At 34.6% G+C, this 17,225-nt stretch carries 12 protein-coding genes; 10 read left to right on the plus strand and 2 right to left on the minus strand.

All coding sequences use genetic code 11. The features are described 5' to 3' along the window. Window positions 1–272 precede the first annotated feature (272 nt). Both M2373_RS01125 and M2373_RS01130 read left to right on the plus strand, forming a co-directional pair. The gene (locus M2373_RS01125; protein ID WP_259106556.1) at window positions 273–536 is read left to right on the plus strand and encodes a hypothetical protein; all 264 of its coding nucleotides are present in this window, start codon (window positions 273–275) and stop codon (window positions 534–536) included. A 77-nt stretch (window positions 537–613) separates the two neighbouring features. Continuing rightward, window positions 614–1,339, plus strand: a complete 726-nt coding sequence (locus tag M2373_RS01130) for a GLPGLI family protein (protein WP_259106557.1) — start codon at window positions 614–616, stop codon at window positions 1,337–1,339. Window positions 1,340–1,392: 53 nt separating this feature from the next. On the opposite strand, the gene M2373_RS01135 is transcribed toward M2373_RS01130, so the two are convergent. Together M2373_RS01135 and M2373_RS01140 are read right to left on the minus strand one after the other, a co-directional pair. Next, entirely contained in the window at window positions 1,393–2,664 is a 1,272-nt protein-coding gene (locus M2373_RS01135) for a pyridoxal phosphate-dependent aminotransferase family protein (protein WP_259107584.1), read from the minus strand. An 82-nt stretch (window positions 2,665–2,746) separates the two neighbouring features. Beyond that, window positions 2,747–3,784: a PLP-dependent cysteine synthase family protein gene (locus M2373_RS01140; RefSeq protein WP_259106558.1), complete on the minus strand. Its 1,038-nt coding sequence runs from the start codon at window positions 3,782–3,784 to the stop codon at window positions 2,747–2,749. A gap of 222 nt (window positions 3,785–4,006) precedes the next feature. On the opposite strand from M2373_RS01140, the gene M2373_RS01145 reads away from it, so the two are divergent. From M2373_RS01145 to M2373_RS01180, 8 genes are all read left to right on the plus strand, one after another. Further along, window positions 4,007–7,492: a DUF2723 domain-containing protein gene (locus tag M2373_RS01145; RefSeq protein WP_259106559.1), complete on the plus strand. Its 3,486-nt coding sequence runs from the start codon at window positions 4,007–4,009 to the stop codon at window positions 7,490–7,492. An 82-nt stretch (window positions 7,493–7,574) separates the two neighbouring features. Next, window positions 7,575–9,062, plus strand: coding sequence for a hypothetical protein (locus M2373_RS01150; RefSeq protein WP_259106560.1), 1,488 nt, complete (start codon window positions 7,575–7,577; stop codon window positions 9,060–9,062). A 111-nt stretch (window positions 9,063–9,173) separates the two neighbouring features. After that, on the plus strand, window positions 9,174–9,698 hold the full coding sequence (locus M2373_RS01155) for a DUF1697 domain-containing protein (RefSeq protein ID WP_259106561.1): 525 nt from the start codon (window positions 9,174–9,176) through the stop codon (window positions 9,696–9,698). Between the two features lie 243 nt (window positions 9,699–9,941). Next, the gene (gene kdsA / locus M2373_RS01160; protein WP_259106562.1) at window positions 9,942–10,751 is read left to right on the plus strand and encodes a 3-deoxy-8-phosphooctulonate synthase; all 810 of its coding nucleotides are present in this window, start codon (window positions 9,942–9,944) and stop codon (window positions 10,749–10,751) included. A gap of 201 nt (window positions 10,752–10,952) precedes the next feature. Continuing rightward, on the plus strand, window positions 10,953–13,172 hold the full coding sequence (locus M2373_RS01165; protein ID WP_259106564.1) for a TonB-dependent siderophore receptor: 2,220 nt from the start codon (window positions 10,953–10,955) through the stop codon (window positions 13,170–13,172). Window positions 13,173–13,329: 157 nt separating this feature from the next. Next, window positions 13,330–13,707 (plus strand): HYC_CC_PP family protein, encoded by a 378-nt coding sequence (locus tag M2373_RS01170; protein WP_259106566.1) that lies wholly within the window; start codon window positions 13,330–13,332, stop codon window positions 13,705–13,707. A gap of 103 nt (window positions 13,708–13,810) precedes the next feature. Beyond that, window positions 13,811–14,284, plus strand: coding sequence for a DUF3347 domain-containing protein (locus M2373_RS01175; protein ID WP_259106568.1), 474 nt, complete (start codon window positions 13,811–13,813; stop codon window positions 14,282–14,284). Between the two features lie 122 nt (window positions 14,285–14,406). After that, window positions 14,407–17,181 carry a multicopper oxidase domain-containing protein gene (locus M2373_RS01180; protein WP_259106570.1) on the plus strand — a complete coding sequence of 925 codons (2,775 nt, stop codon included), beginning with the start codon at window positions 14,407–14,409 and terminating at the stop codon, window positions 17,179–17,181. The last annotated feature ends 44 nt before the right edge of the window (window positions 17,182–17,225 follow it).

Below are 17,225 nucleotides of genomic sequence, written 5' to 3' on the forward strand. Positions count from 1 at the left end.
TTATCAATTTTGATATTTTTTTATTAAAATAATTAATTAAAAATTAAATTTATATTAAATAAATCACTATCATTGCAATAGTAATATTTCATTATGTGAAGAATTATGATACTTGGTATATTTAAAAATTTGACAGGACTCAACATTTTACTGTGTAAGTAATATAAAAATAAAATAAGGAGTTTATGAAAATAAAGAGAATATATAAGTAAGGTAAACCGAAACCTAAACATCGGTAAAAAAAATTAATAACAAATTCAAATTTTAACACCATGAAAAAAGTTTTCTTAACCATTGCTATTGCAATGACGGGATTAGTTGCACAAGCTAATACAACAGTAAATACAATTTCTACGCCGACAACATTAAATGATGACATCAAGAATATTGATTTGGAAAAAAATATGGTAACGTCCAAAACAAAACTTCCTGAAGCAGAAGTCGCCGCCAGAAAACTTGTATACCTTGGACTTTATAATGTGTATTTAAATGGTCAGTATATTGGGACATACCATGTATATTTAATTACAAACTAGAAATAATTCAATTAAAATAGCTGGCATAATATTGTAATTTTATTACATATTATGCCAGCTTTTAAATTATACAGGTAATGAATAAATGTATACTTTTCCTAACAGGAATATCTTTTTTCACTTCTAATGCACAGTCATTAATGGTACATTATGAAGAGAAAGCCAATATAGAAAACCAGTTAAAACATGTAACAGATCCTCAGATAAGAAAAAATGTTTCAGCTCATTTGTCTCAACCCAGAAATTTTATCCTGTATTACAAAGATGGAATCTCATTATATCTTCAGGATAATGAACTGATAAAGGTTAGCGGACTTAGTCTGGAAGAAATGGGAAATACCAGAAAAGCGAATATTGATCAAAACAGCGGAGGGTTATATAAAAATCATAAGACTGGTGAGTATGTGAGTGAAGCAGATATTTTCGGTAAAAAATTTCTGGTCATAGATCGTATGAAAAAATATGATTGGATACTCACGAATGAAGAGAAAAAAATAGCTACATATAAAGTAAAAAAAGCCAGTGCTATGATCAATGGCGAAAATATAACTGCATGGTATACTGAAGAGTTACCGATAAAAGAAGGCCCTGAAGATTATTATGGCCTGCCGGGATTGATTATTGAAGTGAGTACCAATAATAAAACCTATATTGCTGTTGACTCGAGTACAGTAGATCCTAAATTTAATATTACCAAACCCTCACAAGGAGAACCTATCAGTAAAGAGAAATATGATAAATTAGTTAATGAAACAATCAACCGACTTAAACAACAGGGAATGGGAAAACCTCCGGGAAATTAGGTGAAAAAATATAAAAAAAGAGACTGTCTTGAAAACAGTCTCTTAATTTTTTATTATAATGGTTTAAAACTTAAACCTTGTTCTGCCAGTAGTTTTTGCTCCTGCTCTTTGTAATAACCATTCACCAGTTTATCGTGAATAGCTTCAAATGCAGCAAGCGTTTCATTGATTTCAGAATCTGTATGCGATGCTGTTGGAATTAATCTTAACAGGATCATTCCTTTTGGAATCACAGGATATACCACAACAGAAGTGAAAATTCCGTAAATTTCTCTTAAGTCTTTTACCAAAAGCGTAGCTTCTACAGGAGTTCCTTGCATCATTACCGGAGTTACGCAGGTATTGGTATCGCCGATGTTGAAGCCTCTTTCTTTAAGACCATTTTGTAATTTATAGGTATTTTCCCAAAGTTTTGCCTTGATTTCAGGTCTTGATCTTAACAGTTCAAGTCTTTTTAAACCTCCGATTACCATTGGCATCGTTAAAGATTTAGCAAAGATCTGAGATCTTAAGTTGAATTTCAGGTATCTGATAATATCCTTATCTCCAGCCAAAAATGCTCCAAAGCCAGCCATAGATTTTGCAAAAGTAGAGAAGTATACATCAATCTGATCCATACAGCCTTGCTCTTCACCTACACCGGCACCTGTTTCACCAAGTGTTCCGAATCCATGAGCGTCATCCACTAAAAGTCTGAAGCTGTATTTTTCTTTAAGAGCGCAGATTTCTTTAATTTTTCCCTGCTGACCTCTCATTCCGAAAACCCCTTCAGTAATTACTAAAATTCCACCTCCGTTTTCTTCTGCTACTTTAGTTGCTCTCTGAAGATTTTTTTCAAGACTTTCAATATCATTATGTCTGTAGGTAAATCTTTTTCCTGCATGAAGTCTTACACCGTCTACGATACAGGCGTGAGAATCTACGTCATAAACGATAACATCATTTCTGCTTACTAAAGCATCGATGGTAGAAACCATTCCCTGGTATCCGAAGTTCAATAAATATGCTGAATCTTTTTTTACGAAATCTGCTAATTCTCTTTCCAGCTGCAAATGCTGATGAGTTTCCCCGGACATAGCTCTTGCTCCCATAGGGTAGAACATTCCGAATTCAGCAGCAGCTTTGGCATCAGCTTCAATTACTTCAGGATGATTACAAAGTCCCAAATAATCATTAGCACTCCAGAAAATTACTTCTCTTCCTTGAAACTGCATTCTCGGGCCAATAGGTCCTTCTAATTTTGGGAAGATAAAATAACCTTCACCATAATCTGCAAATTGTCCAAGAGGTCCCGGATTTTCTTTTATTCTTTCAAAAATATCCAACATTTTTCTAGTAATTTTTTAAGTAAAAAAGCCTTTTATGATCTACAAAAAAGGCTTGATTTGTATCGTGATTTAATTAATTCTATTTAATAAATTCTGTCTTGAAAACTTCATCGTAGTTGTGAACACAGTTATTCACAAAACCTTGCTCAGCCATCCACTTGTCACTGTATACTTTTGTAATATACCTTGATCCGTGATCCGGATAAATCAAAACAATCATATCATTTTCTGAGAAAGGATGAGCCTGGGCATACTGAATCAGTCCCTGGGTTACAGCTCCTGTAGTATAACCACCCATAATAGCTTCTTTCAAAGCGATTTCACGGGTTCTGTATGCTGACATTTCATCATTTACTCTTACAAATTCATCTACTTTATCAAAAAGAAGGGCCGAAGGGATTAAATTTTTTCCCATTCCTTCTATCTGATAAGGGTGAACATCCTCTTTGTGAATCTCACCTGTCTCATGATAGCTTTTAAGAATTGATCCGTCTGCATCCACTCCGATGATCTTGATGTCCGGATTTTTTTCTTTTAAAAACTTTGCTGATCCCGATAATGTTCCACCAGTTCCAGTACAAGCAAAAAGGTGAGTGATCTTACCTTGTGTTTGTTCCCAAATTTCAGGACCCGTGGTTTGGTAGTGTGCATCAATATTTAGCTCATTAAAATACTGATTGATGTAAACTGAATTTGGTGTTTCTGAAGCGATTCTTTTAGCGACTTCATAATAAGACCTTGGATCATCTGCAGGTACATTTGCAGGGCAAATATACACGGTAGCACCCAATGCTTTAAGGTAGGCAATTTTCTCTGGTTTGGTTTTATCACTTACCGCAAGGATACATTTATATCCTTTAATGATGCAAACCATTGCAATTGAAAATCCTGTGTTTCCTGAAGTAGTTTCTACAACTACGGAATCTTCTTTTAATAAACCTTTTTTCTCAGCGTTGTCTATAATATGAAGTGCGATTCTATCTTTAGTGGAATGTCCAGGATTATATGATTCTAACTTGGCATAAACGGTTGCAGGAATATCTTTTGTAACAGTATTTAGCTTCACCATAGGAGTGTTCCCTATTAGGCCAAGGATATTATCGTAAACATTACTCATTATTTGTTATTTTTCAATAAAAATCTGACCGCAAAAATACAAAAAAATAAATAATTACTAAACTTTTGTTTGACTTGTACGCTATGAATAGATAAAATTTATTTTTTTCATGCAATCTCAAGGACGAAAGTTTTCAAAAAACGCGCCAAAATTTTTAAATTTTGTTAAAAACAGCATGAAATAATATAAAAGCCTTATTTTCGCGTAATTGATATTAATACTATGAAAAATTGGACTTTCAGGCAATGGAACACCGTCGTAGGATGGGTGGTTTTTGTCATTGCATTTTTCACGTACTTGTCCACCATTGAACCCAATTTCAGTTTTTGGGATTGTGGCGAGTATATCTCTTCTGCGGTAAAACTTGAAGTAACGCATGCTCCCGGAGCTGCATTGTTTCAGATTGTGGGTGCTGTGGCAGCCATTTTTGCTTTAGGGAAGGGTGAAAATTATTCTGTCGTAATCAATGCAATGTCTGCATTGTTTAGCGCACTTACGATTTTGTTTTTGTTCTGGACGATTACACATTTCGTAAGAAGACTTTTAAACAAGGATTTCGAAGATGTTACCAAGCATCAGGAGATCTCAATTTTGTTTGCCGGAGTAGTCGGCGCTTTGTGTTTCACATTTTCGGATACTTTCTGGTTTTCGGCAGTGGAAGGTGAAGTATACTCGATGGCTTCTATGTTTATTGCACTTTTAGTCTGGTTGATCACAAAATGGGAAAACGAATACACAGCTCCGGACAGCGAAAGATGGATTATCCTTATCTTTTTCATTCTGGGACTTTCAGTAGGAGTTCACATGATGTGTATGCTGGCGATTCCTGCAGTATGTCTAGTGTATTATGCGAGAAACTACACTTTTACATGGAAGAATTTTATCTGGGCAAATTTGATTACGCTGTTTATTTTAGCAATGGTTTTCAAATTTATTTTCCCATTCATCATGGCGATGTTTGGTAAGCTTGAAATTTTCTTTGTTAATGGATTGAATTTACCTTTCCACTCAGGAACTATTGTAGCATTTATAATTCTGGTAGCTGTTTGCTATTTCATTATTAAATATGCAAGAAAAGCCCAAAAGAAAGTATATCAGACGGTTGCTCTTTCGCTGGTTTATATGATTATCGGTTTCTCTTGCTGGATGGTAATTCCTATCCGTGCGAATGCAAACCCGCCAATGAACTTAAATGATCCTGATAACGCCATCGGTATGTTGGACTACTACAACAGAGTACAATATGGAGACTGGCCTACAGTTTACGGGCAAAACTATACTGCTTTCCTTGATGCCAACGGAATTGAAAAAAATGAAGACGGAAGTTTCAAGACTGACAAAACCGGGGAAGTTTACGAAAAAGATGAAAAAACAGGAAAATACCTGAAAACAAATGACAGGTTCAACTATGTCTTCAGCAAATCTCAGGTAAGCTTTATGCCGAGAATGTTTAATGAGGATAAAAGTGTAATGGCGAACTACATTTCAATGTATGGCGCTCCTGATTTTACATTTAATTATGATAACGAGGATGTAGCTGACAATCCTCAGGCTAAACAGATTTTTGAGGAATTAAGAGGTAAATATGAAGATAAGTCAATTACTGCAGCTGATTATCTGAAGGTAAAACCTTACAATCTTATTAAAGTTCAGAGACCTTCTTTAGCTCAGAATATGGATTATTTCTTCACCTTCCAAAACGGATATTATTTTGTAAGATATCTGATGTGGAACTTTGTAGGAAGACAGAATGATCTTGAAGGAAATATGGAAAGTACAAGAGGTAACTGGGTTTCAGGGTTCTCTTTTATAGATAATACTTTATGGGGAAATCAGGATAAGATGCCTGCAAAATTCCAGAATGAAAGTACTGTGAAGTTCTTCTTCTTACCATTAATTTTAGGATTAATCGGATTTTTCTTCCAGCTGAACAGAGACTTCGGCAGATTTTATGCCTTATTATCACTATTTGTTTTAACGAGTGTAGGAATTGTTTTCTATACAGGGGTGAAACCTTTCGAGCCAAGAGAAAGAGATTATGCAATGGTAGGTTCATTCTATGCTTTTGCGATATGGATCGGTTTGGGAGCAGGAGCTATTTTATGGTTTCTTCAGTCAAAAGTAAAATCAAACGCAGCAAATATTGTTGCCGGAGTTGTTTTACTTGGAGTTCCTTTCATGATGGGCTTCCAGAATTATAATGTACACGACAGAAGCAACAGATATACGGCTTATGACTATGCATATTCAATGTTGAAATCATTACCAAAAGATGATATTCTTTTTGTATATGGTGATAACGATACCTATCCGGTTTGGGCAATTCAGGAGACTGAAAGATTCAGAGATGACGTGAAAGTAGTTAACTTTACGCTGGCCTCAACTCCTTGGAATATTGATCAGGTAAAGAGAAAAACGTATAATGCGAACGCAATTCCAAGTCAGTTAAATCATGATGATTACAGAGATGGGGTAAACGACCAGATCTATATGATGAAAAAAGATGACTGGGAAGGAGTTTTCTCTATGTTAAAAGAACAGGGAGCTCCTGAAACTGAATTTGCTGAGTTCAGAAAATACCTTACTCAGGATTCTATGACATTAAAAGAAGCGATGAGCTTCATTAAACATAAATCTCCTGCAAAAGACGAGCTTTTAAAGATGTATTTCGGTGAAGAAAAGTATGAAAAATATAATATCCTTCCGGTAACGAAATTTATCCTTCCTGTCAATAAAGACAATGCTTTAAAAGCAGGAATTATCAGTCAGGCAGAGCTTTCAAGCACAGTGAACCAGATTATGATTACTTATAAAGGAAATACACTTTTCAAAAATAATCTGATTTTAATGGATCTGTTGGCGAATTTCGACTGGAAAAGACCAATCAATTTCTCTTCAGGAGGAATATACGACAGCGAAAATATTTTCTATCTTGACGAATATCTTCAGTTTGACGGTTTCAGTTATAGATTAATTCCTATTCATACCCCTCAGACTCCGGATGGTGAGATGGGAAGAGTAGATGCCAATTCATTGTATAATGTTGTTAAAAACTTCAGATGGGGTAATTTTAAAAATCTTAATGTACATTTTGATGAAACAGCTACTTCGAACATTATGAGCTACAGAAGTTCAGCAAGCAGAGCTGCTGCTGCGTTGGCAACAACGGGACAAAAAGCAAAAGCAGTAGAATTATTGGATCTTGCAGCAAAAGAAATTCCTGCTGAAAAATATAATGACCCTCGCTCTTTAAGTTCAATGGTTTACGGATATATCGTAGCAGGACAGGAGCAGAAAGGTCTTCAGTTGGCGGAAGTTCTTAAAAAAGGAATTTTTGAAGAATATGACTATTACGCAGGCCTTACAAGAGAAGAACAAAACTATCTGAAGAGACAGATGAGATCCAAGCCAATGGAATACTCTCTGGTAGTTTCAGCTGTTACAGATGCTTACAAGAGACTGGGACAAAATGATAAAGCATATGCTTATCTTGTAAAATCCATTGAGCCGATTGATAAAAAGTTCAATGTCTTTATAAAAGATCTTCAGCAGATGGGCAAGGATAAAGCCATGAAGGAATCTGAAAACGTTCAGAAGATCACACCATTCTACCAATATTTATTTGATATTATGGCGCCTTTTGATTCTACTTATTCGAAAGAAAAAGAAAGCCAGATTACCAATGCGATTATCAACGCAACAAAATAAAAATTAAACGGAACTTCGGTTCCGTTTTTTTATTGGGATTCAAAAATTTTAGAATTATATTTGTGCAACATAAATAGGCACGATGGCTGAAACGAAAAATAACAAAATCCCAATCTATGCTGTAAGTTTTACAGTTCTTTTTAAACTTCTTTTTTTATTAACGCATTATATTCAGGAAGATGCTTTTATCACCTGGCGTGTTGCTCAAAACCTTTTGGATTACGGAGTAATAGGTTTTAACGGCGATACTAAAATTTCTGCTTCTACTACCCATCTGTATGTGTTTGTTTCCTATTTATTTAATCTGGTTTTTGGAAAAGAACATTTTATAGAACCTATTCTTATTTTCAATTCAATTCTTTTTACCATAGGAACACTGTTTTTATCTCATTTGGTATTAAAAAATCCATGGCATAAAGCTATTTTTATATTTTTAATCGGAATTTTACCGCCGGCTATTAAAATTTCTATTTTAGGAATGGAATACGGAATTCTTTTCTTTTTAGAAATGGCCTTGCTGTATTATGGCTTTAAAAAAGAAAAAAAATGGGCATTCATCCTATTGCCGATACTTATATTATTCACAAGGATAGACACGGTTATTTTCCTTGGTATCGTATTTTTAGTTGACCTGTTCTGGACAAAGAAAATCAAATGGAATTATATTATCGGAGGAATTTTGGCTGTTTTATTTACCGTTTCTTTCAACTGGTTATACTTTGGGGAACTTGTTAATAATACAATTGTTGCTAAAAAACTTTTGTATGATCACAATTTTACATTCATGCAAAGCCTGGAATATTTCGGGGTCAACTTTGGGAATTTCTGGGGAATGCTGAAGCTTCCGGGAGATTTTAATCCTTTAACAGTACTTTTGTTAATTTTTGAATTGCTTTGTTTCATTTATTTAATCAGACAACGCGAAAAGAGGAATTATTTCTTATGGATGATCTTTATGTTCGGATGGGTAAAACAATTGATTTTCCTTTCGCAGAAAAGTCTTTTTGACTGGTATTACTGGGTTCCGCAATTACTGCTTTTTGTTCCTGTTTTAATTTTTATTTTAGAACAGAAAGAAAAAAGAAATCTTTGGCTGTCTTTGCTGATTGTATTTTATATTGCTCCAATGCTGGCTTTCCAGACCGTACATTCTATAGCAACCGGAAATGGTGAATGGAATTACAGAAGAACAATCGGACTGTTTTTGAATCAATATGAAAAAGATAAAAAACAATGGATCCTGTTGGAGCCTGCAGGTTATGTTCCTTACTTTTCAGGATTGAAAACGATCGATGAAGTAGGCTTGGTTGATAAAGAAGTTCAGTCAGAAATCGCAAGGGATAAGACAAATTACTGGGTGAATACCGTTAAAAAGAGAAAACCTAAATATCTTCTTTCTTACGATGATCTGTTCGAAAGAAAGGATGCAGAATATTATAAAGTTCATTACAAGTTACTGAAAGAATTCCGTGTAAAAGATCATCTGAAAAGTAACAATAAAATTTTAGAAAAAATCTATATTTTAAAACCTTCAGGAACGGATTATAACTTGTATGAACGGATTGATTAATTACGCCGAAAGATGGAATCAGGAGGTTGGAAGTTTACAATTTTGCGTATATTTTTCTAGCTGAATAAATATAAGATAAAGACTCTCAAACTCTAAAATAAACTCATAAAAATGAAATACTGTGCTTTTCTTCGTGGAGTCAATGTAAAAGGAACTAATATGAAAATGGCTGATGTCTGTCAGGTTTTCAAAGATGCCGGTATGGAGAATGTAGCGTCGGTTCTGGCTTCCGGAAACATTGTTTTTTCATCGGGTAAAACTACGGACGAATTAAAACAAATCCTTGAGAAAGCAATGTCAGAGCATTTTTCTTATGAAGCTTTCATATTTATAAAATCCCAGCAAGAAATAGAAAACTTTTGGAGCTCAAATCCTTTTGAAAAAAATGAAGATCTTCATTCCTATACATTTGTGGGAAATGAAGGAATTGAAAATATTTTGATGCAGGAATTCGAGAATGCTACAAAAACAGAAAATGAAGACGCAAAAATTGTGAATAATATTTTCTATTGGCAAGTTCCGAAGGGAAATACATTAGATTCTACTTTTGGGAAAATTTTAGGTAAAAAAAGCCTGAAAGACCAGTTTACAAGCAGAAATATCAATACGTTTGAGAAGATTCTAAAGAAAATTTAAATTAAATTTTATACGAAACAGAGATGCTTCGACAGGCTCAGCATGACAATGTTATCAATATACTACAAAGTAGTTAGTATTAACGATGTCATACAGAGTCTGTCGAAGTATTTTTAATAAACAGGATTTAAATAAAATCCAAAAGACTATAACTATCGTAACAATACTCATCAAAGCCATTAAATAATTTCCAATTCTAAAACTTTATAAGTATTTTTACTGAACTTTTAATTTACAATAAAAATGATTCAATATTTAGATAATATTCACCACAAAGACTCAAAAAACTTTTTCTTAATCGCAGGACCTTGTATTATTGAGGGCGAAGATATGGCATTGAGAATTGCTGAAAAAGTAATTGAACTGACCAACAAATACAATATTCCGTATATTTTCAAAGGAAGTTTCAAAAAAGCTAACAGAAGCAGAGTAGATTCTTTCACAACAATTGGTGAAGAAAAATCTTTGGAAATTCTGAAAAAAGTAGGGGAGACTTTTAACATTCCTACCACTACAGATATTCATGAGAACGAACATGCTGCTTTGGCTGCTCAGTATGTTGATGTATTGCAAATTCCTGCCTTTTTAGTACGACAGACTGACCTTTTGGTGGCTGCGGCTCAAACAGGAAAATGTGTAACCTTGAAAAAAGGGCAGTTCCTTTCTCCGGAATCGATGAAATTTGCGGTTCAGAAAATTACAGATTCTGAAAATCAAAAAGTGGCGATTATTGAAAGAGGAAATTCTTTTGGTTATACCGATTTAATTGTTGATTACAGAGGAATTCCTACGATGAGAGAGTACGCTCCGGTAATTCTGGATGTTACACACTCATTACAACAGCCGAATCAAAGCTCAGGAGTGACAGGAGGAAGACCGGATCTAATTGAAACGGTAGCAAAAGCAGGCATCGCTGTTGGTGCAGACGGTATTTTTATCGAAACGCATCCAACGCCTGAAACAGCATTATCCGATGGCGCCAATATGTTAAGACTTGATTTATTGGAAGATTTATTGCAAAAACTGACAAGAGTCAGAGAAGCCATTCTATAATTTTTAAGCAGATCATCAATAAGACCTATTTAAATTTCTATTTAATATCATCAGATAATTTTTATAACTTTTTTCTTATTTCTTAAGGAATGCACAAAAGTTATGAAATACAATGAAATCATTTTAATAAATGTTAAATAAAGTTTAAATAAGTTAAAATAAAATGTATATATTCACGTTTGAAATTTTAAAACATTTCTTTTGAAAAAACTAGTTTTACCGCTGAGCCTTATGGTTCCCATGTTAGTGTTCTCTCAGACCAAAAAGAAAGACACGACAAAAGTCACCGATATTGAGGAAGTTGTTTTCCAGAAAAAAATAGTAGGAAAAACAACAGATCTTACCAATGTGAAAATTTCTGCAAAAGATGCAAAAAATGCAGCAACTATTTCAGGAGGTATTGAAGGTGTTCTTAAAACTCTTCCCTCTGTAAACTCAAATACTGAGCTTTCTTCACAATATATGGTGCGTGGTGGAAACTACGATGAAAACCTTATCTACATTAATGATATCGAAATATACAGGCCTTTCCTGATCAGAAACTCTCAACAGGAGGGGATGAGTATTATCAATCCTGACATGGTATCTACAGTCAATTTCTCCGCAGGAGGTTTTGAACCGAGATATGGGGATAAAATGTCTTCTGCATTAAATATCTATTACCGCGAGCCTGAAAAATTTGAGCTTTCGGGGGAAGGAAGTTTGATAGGCGGAAGATTGACGACCGGTTTTGCCGGTGGAAAAACAGTTGATGACAAAAAAAGATTTACGGCACTATTCTCAGGAAGGTATAGAAATACCAATCTGGTTCTTAATACTTTAAAAGAAGATACCAACTTTAATCCTACCTATTGGGATTTTCAGACGTATTTAAATTATCATATCAGTCCTAAATTTTCACTTTCGTTCATCGGATATTATTCCAAGAATGATTATGAAATGATTCCTAAAAGTCAGAGTGTAGATTTCGGAAGTCTTCAAAGACCTCTTAATCTTACTGTCTTTTATAATGGAAAGGAGGATGATAAGTATAAAAACATGATGGGAACTTTCTCCATGAATTATAAACCTTCAGATAAGTGGAGATTTACATTAGACAGCTTTTCCTATCAGAACCGAGAAAGAGAATATTATTCAATTGCCTCGGCTTATATTTTACAGACTTTTGACCCTATTACGGGAGCTCCAATCACTTCTTATGATACAGGAGGACAGATTGAACATGCCAGAAATGATCTATTTGTAAGAACTTACGGAACCCAGTTCAGAGCCCGTTTTTCACCTGATGTGAATACCGATATCGAAGTAGGTTTTAAGTATGAGAAAGAAAATTTAAAAGATCTTACCAACGAGTGGAAACTTAAAGATTCTGCGGGCTACAGCATGCCAAGACCAATTGATGATCCTAGATTCGGAACACCTGGAGATCTTGATCTTTTATATCATATTTCTGGAAACAATCATATCGAACCAACAAGAATGTCGGCTTACGCGCAGTATTCTAAAAAGTTTTTCTGGGGAACCAACAAAGTATTTGTGAATGCCGGAGCCAGAGTTTCAAACTGGAGTTTCAATAAAGAAACTATTTTCTCACCGAGATTTCAGGTTGCGGTGAAGCCGGATTGGGATACAGATATGCTATTCAAGCTTTCCGGAGGAGTATATTATCAATCTCCTTTCTATAAAGAAATTAAAGATCTTGAAGGTAATTTTAACCAGAATATTAAATCTCAGCGTTCTTTGCAGATGATTTTGGCTAATGATTACGAATTCGAGATGTATGACCGACCGTTTAAATTGACTACGGAAGCCTACTATAAAAAGATGGATGATCTGATTCCATATTATATGGATAATGTCAGAATCCGTTATTCAGGTCAAAATAACGCTTCTGGATATGCTTACGGACTTGATACAAGATTATACGGAGAATTTGTTCCCGGAATAGATTCCTGGCTATCTGCAAGTTACGCGAGGGTTTATGAAAATATTGACGGAAGAGGAGATATTCCAAGACCTACAGATCAGAGGTTCAGATTTGCTATGTTTTACCAGGATTATATGCCGGCTTTCCCCCAGATGCGTGTCAATTTAACTTTAGTGTATGCGATGGGATTGCCTACAGGAGCACCGGTTCTTACCGATCCTTATCAATATCAGAAAACACTGCCTTCCTATAAAAGGGTGGATTTAGGTCTTTCCTATGCATTCATAGATCCTAAAGAAAAAAATAAGGCCTATGGTTTTTGGGGCAATTTTGATGAATTAACTCTTGGAGTTCAGGTTTTCAATGCATTTAATATTAGAAATACCGTTGCTAATCAATGGATCACTGATGCGAATACCAATTTGATGTATCCGGTTCCGGTTCGATTGACAGGGCGTTTCTTCAATGTGAAATTAGAGTTTAAAATTAAATAAAAAAGTATTATAATTTGTGGGATAGTTTCATTCTGCAGGTTACCATAATAGATAAAGCTCCTGAATTTCTCAGGAGCTATTTTATTTCCTAATTTTATAACAACAATACAAAATTCTGTAACATCTGTATCAAAGATATTTTTAACTTTGTCCTGTAATGAAAAAGATTCTGGCCATACTGTTCTCTATTTTCTACTTCGGTTTTTCTTCCGGAGCAGTTTTTAGCGTTCACTACTGTATGAAGGAATTGGTTTCAGTGAGCCAGAAAGTTGATGATATCTGCAGTAAATGCGGAGTCAAAACAAAAAAAGACTGCTGTAAAACAGAAATAAAAATTGTAAAAGTTGATGATTCTCAAAAATCTGATTTACTTAAAATTGATTTTTTGCAACAGATTTCCGGAATTCAAAATCAGGAATTTTTCTTTATAGATAAATCTTTTTCGACTACAAAATTTACCCAGATTCAAATTAACGGTCCTCCGGAAACACGGTCGGTTCCGATCTTTATCAATCATTGTAATTTTAGAATTTAGAATTCGTCAGTCGTTTAATACCGTTATTATTACGGACGACATGTGCTGTCGCATGATGCGATATTATTTAACAAATTCTTTATTAATTCTAAAATATAAAACAATGAAAAAGTATATCATTACAGCAGTTTTCTCTGTATTCTCAATCATTTCACTTTCTGCACAATCCAAAAAAGATGCACAGGTTACAAAACTGTATCAAAATTATATCGCTATAAAGTCTGCTTTAGCTTCTGATGATGCGGATAAAACCTCAAAAGCAGCTACAGAATTTATAAAAACAGCCTCTGCGATTGATGTAAAATCAGTTTCTGAAGGCAATTTAAATATTCTCAGAAAAGATGCCACAGCAATTTCAGAAGCGAGAAGCATCAATGCTCAGCGAGAGACTTTCTATAACCTTTCGGACAATATGATTGCTTTAACGAAAGAGTTTAAACTTTCTGAAAATCCGATTTATGTTCAGTATTGCCCAATGGCAGACGGAAACTGGCTAAGCGACGAGTCAAAAATCGTAAACCCTTATTACGGAAAATCCATGCTTTCTTGTGGAAATGTAAAGTCAACGATTAAATAATCTAGGATAAAAGAATAAGCATATTCTATTTCAAATTCATAAGTTATATAGTTTTATTAGAATTAATTTTAATTTTTCAAGAATAATCTAAACTATACAACTTAAAAAAACTTCGGAATATTATGAAAAAAATAATAGTATTTCTGATGTTTTTATTCTCTGTTTTCAATTTTTCACAAGTAACAAAAACATATTTTACATGTCCGATGGATCCGGAAGTTGTGTCTTCAAAGCCCGGAGATTGTCCAAAATGCGGAATGACGCTAAGGAAAAAAACGGTAGTCATAAAGCCAAAGGTTATTGCAAAACCTGAAGTGAAACCTATCCCAAAAACAGAAATAAAATCAAAAGAAAATAAAAACCAGATTAAGGCTAAAGCTAAAGTTAAGAAAAAAGAGACTGTTAAAAAGATAAAGAAAGATAAGGAATCTGATCAGGTCAAGACTAATTCGAGTTCTATTAATACAACTCAAACTTCATCTAAGTCTCAATCCCAACTTCAAAAATTAAAATATAGCTGTCCTATGCATCCGGAAGTTATTTCCGACAAACCCGGAAAATGTCCGAAATGCGGAATGGATTTAGTTGAAATTGAAAATAAGTCTGAACCTTTATCTGAATCTCAAAATTCTGTTTTAAAGAGAAATTCAGAAAACGGAAAACTAAGTTTTGGCGGAAAAACGGTTCGCTATGATTTATACGTAAAAGATACGATTGTAAATTTTACTGGGAAAAACCGCCGTGCTATTGCTGTAAACGGGAAATTGCAGGCTCCGACTTTATATTTTACAGAAGGAGATACCGCAGAAATTTATCTGCATAATGGGCTGAAAGAAAATACAGGATTTCACTGGCATGGTGTGATTTTACCAAATGAGCATGACGGAGTTCCATATTTGACGACAAAGCCTGTAAAGCCCGGGGAAATACATTTATATAAATTTAAAATTTCTCAAAACGGGACCTATTGGTATCATTCTCATGAAGGTTTGCAGGAACAGATCGGAATGAATGGAATTTTGGTTTTCAATAAAAGAGAAGGTGAGCCCAAGGTGAATTATACAAAAGAAATTCCTGTATTATTAGGTGATTGGAGCGATGAAGATCCTATGCAGATTGCCAGAAGGCTTCACATGGCCAATACAGATTGGTATGCGATTAAAAAAAATGCTGTCCAGAGTTATTGGGAAGCCATAAAATCCGGAAACTTCGGAACAAAAGCTTTAAATGAATGGAAAAGGATGGAAGCAATGGATGTGAGTGATGTATACTATGATAAATTTCTCATCAACGGACAGCCGAGTTCAGAATATGCCGGTTTAAAAGCAGGTGATAAAGTAAGGCTGAGAGTTGCAAATGGAGGCTCGTCCACTTATTTTTGGCTGAATTTTGGAGGCGGAAAAATAAAAGTTGTAGGGAATGACGGAAATGATGTTGTCCCGGTGGAAGTCGACCGTCTGATTGTCGGTGTTTCTGAAACCTATGATATTGAGATAACAATTCCTGAAAATAAGAGTTTTGAATTTCGGGCAACCTCAGAAGATCGAATCGGACACGCCTCGCTCTGGCTGGGTTCAGGTGAAAAAATTGAAGCTCCGAACCTACCGAGATTAAAGCTTTTTGAAGGCATGAAAATGATGAATGGTATGATGGAAATGAGCGGAAACATGAAACCGATGAATATGACGATGAGCAATCAGATGATGGATATGAATGAAGTTATGTATCCTGAACTTCCTGAGAGTCAGAGAAAAATGACTATGAAACACATGAATGAAATGATGGGAATCAAAACTAAAGAAAATGAAGACCATTCCAATCATTCAGAAATGAATATGCAGGAAGAAAAATCCATTAAAAGATTATCTTACAGTATTTTAAAATCTCCTGAAAAAACAATTCTTCCAACGGAAAATGTTCGCGAATTGAAATTTACGCTGGAGGGAAATATGAACCATTATCTATGGACTCTGGATAATAAAACAGTTACAGAAACAGATAAAATACTGGTTAAAAAAGGGGAGGTTTTAAGAATTACCATGTATAATAATTCGATGATGAGACATCCGATGCATCTTCACGGTCACGATTTCAGACTGATCAATTCAAAAGGTGAATATTCGCCATTGAAAAATGTGGTAGATATTATGCCAATGGAAACCAATACGATCGAATTTGTAGCTAATCAGGATGGAGACTGGTTTTTTCACTGTCATATCCTGTATCACATGATGGCTGGAATGGGAAGAATTTTCAGTTATGAAAATTCAAAACCCAATCCTCAGCTTCCAAACAGAAAGTTAGCATGGAAAGATTTTATGAAAGACAACAGAATGATCAGCTCAATGGCCATGCTTGATATTCAATCTAATAAACTGCATGCAGAAACGATGACGATGTTTGGACCAAGATGGGCAAATCTGAATGAATTTCATTCGAATTGGGACTTCAACCATTTTGACGGAAATTTTAAAGTTGGAAGGTTTTTAGGGAAATTTCAATGGGCTTTACCTTATGCAGGTTTTAGAATTCAGAAAAATCATGAAATTATGGAAAGACAAATGGCAGAAGATATGGGAATGGAATTTCATGGTAAGAAAACCTGGTTTGGACAGCAGAAAGCTTCTAAAAACAGAGCCGCATTTATTGTCGGGATGCAGTATCTTTTACCGATGTTGGTGACTGCAGATGCAAGTGTAGATCAAAATGGGAAAGTCTTACTGGAATTAAGCAGGGAAGATATTCCTCTTTCCAGAAGATTAAGAGGAAATTTCAGCGTTAATTCTGACGGTGAATTTACCACAGGATTACGATATATTTTACAAAAATGGCTATCCGTTTCAGGAAATTATGATAATGAAATGGGATGGGGAGCCGGACTTACTTTGACTTATTAAATAAAAAGACTGTTTCAATTTTGAAGCAGTCTTTTTTATTTTCA

Origin of the sequence: Chryseobacterium sp. JUb7 (assembly GCF_024806495.1) — a bacterium.
Lineage (GTDB): Bacteria > Bacteroidota > Bacteroidia > Flavobacteriales > Weeksellaceae > Chryseobacterium.

Excerpts from the sequence above, each read along its gene's own strand:
- M2373_RS01155 (WP_259106561.1), top strand. The coding sequence starts at position 9,174 with ATGAAATACTGTGCTTTTCTTCGTGGAGTCAATGTAAAAGGAACTAAT.
- M2373_RS01145 (WP_259106559.1), top strand. The coding sequence starts at position 4,007 with ATGAAAAATTGGACTTTCAGGCAATGGAACACCGTCGTAGGATGGGTG.
- M2373_RS01140 (WP_259106558.1), bottom strand. The coding sequence starts at position 3,784 with ATGAGTAATGTTTACGATAATATCCTTGGCCTAATAGGGAACACTCCT.
- M2373_RS01125 (WP_259106556.1), top strand. The coding sequence starts at position 273 with ATGAAAAAAGTTTTCTTAACCATTGCTATTGCAATGACGGGATTAGTT.
- M2373_RS01130 (WP_259106557.1), top strand. The coding sequence starts at position 614 with ATGAATAAATGTATACTTTTCCTAACAGGAATATCTTTTTTCACTTCT.
- kdsA (WP_259106562.1), top strand. The coding sequence starts at position 9,942 with ATGATTCAATATTTAGATAATATTCACCACAAAGACTCAAAAAACTTT.
- M2373_RS01170 (WP_259106566.1), top strand. The coding sequence starts at position 13,330 with ATGAAAAAGATTCTGGCCATACTGTTCTCTATTTTCTACTTCGGTTTT.
- M2373_RS01150 (WP_259106560.1), top strand. The coding sequence starts at position 7,575 with ATGGCTGAAACGAAAAATAACAAAATCCCAATCTATGCTGTAAGTTTT.
- M2373_RS01175 (WP_259106568.1), top strand. The coding sequence starts at position 13,811 with ATGAAAAAGTATATCATTACAGCAGTTTTCTCTGTATTCTCAATCATT.
- M2373_RS01180 (WP_259106570.1), top strand. The coding sequence starts at position 14,407 with ATGAAAAAAATAATAGTATTTCTGATGTTTTTATTCTCTGTTTTCAAT.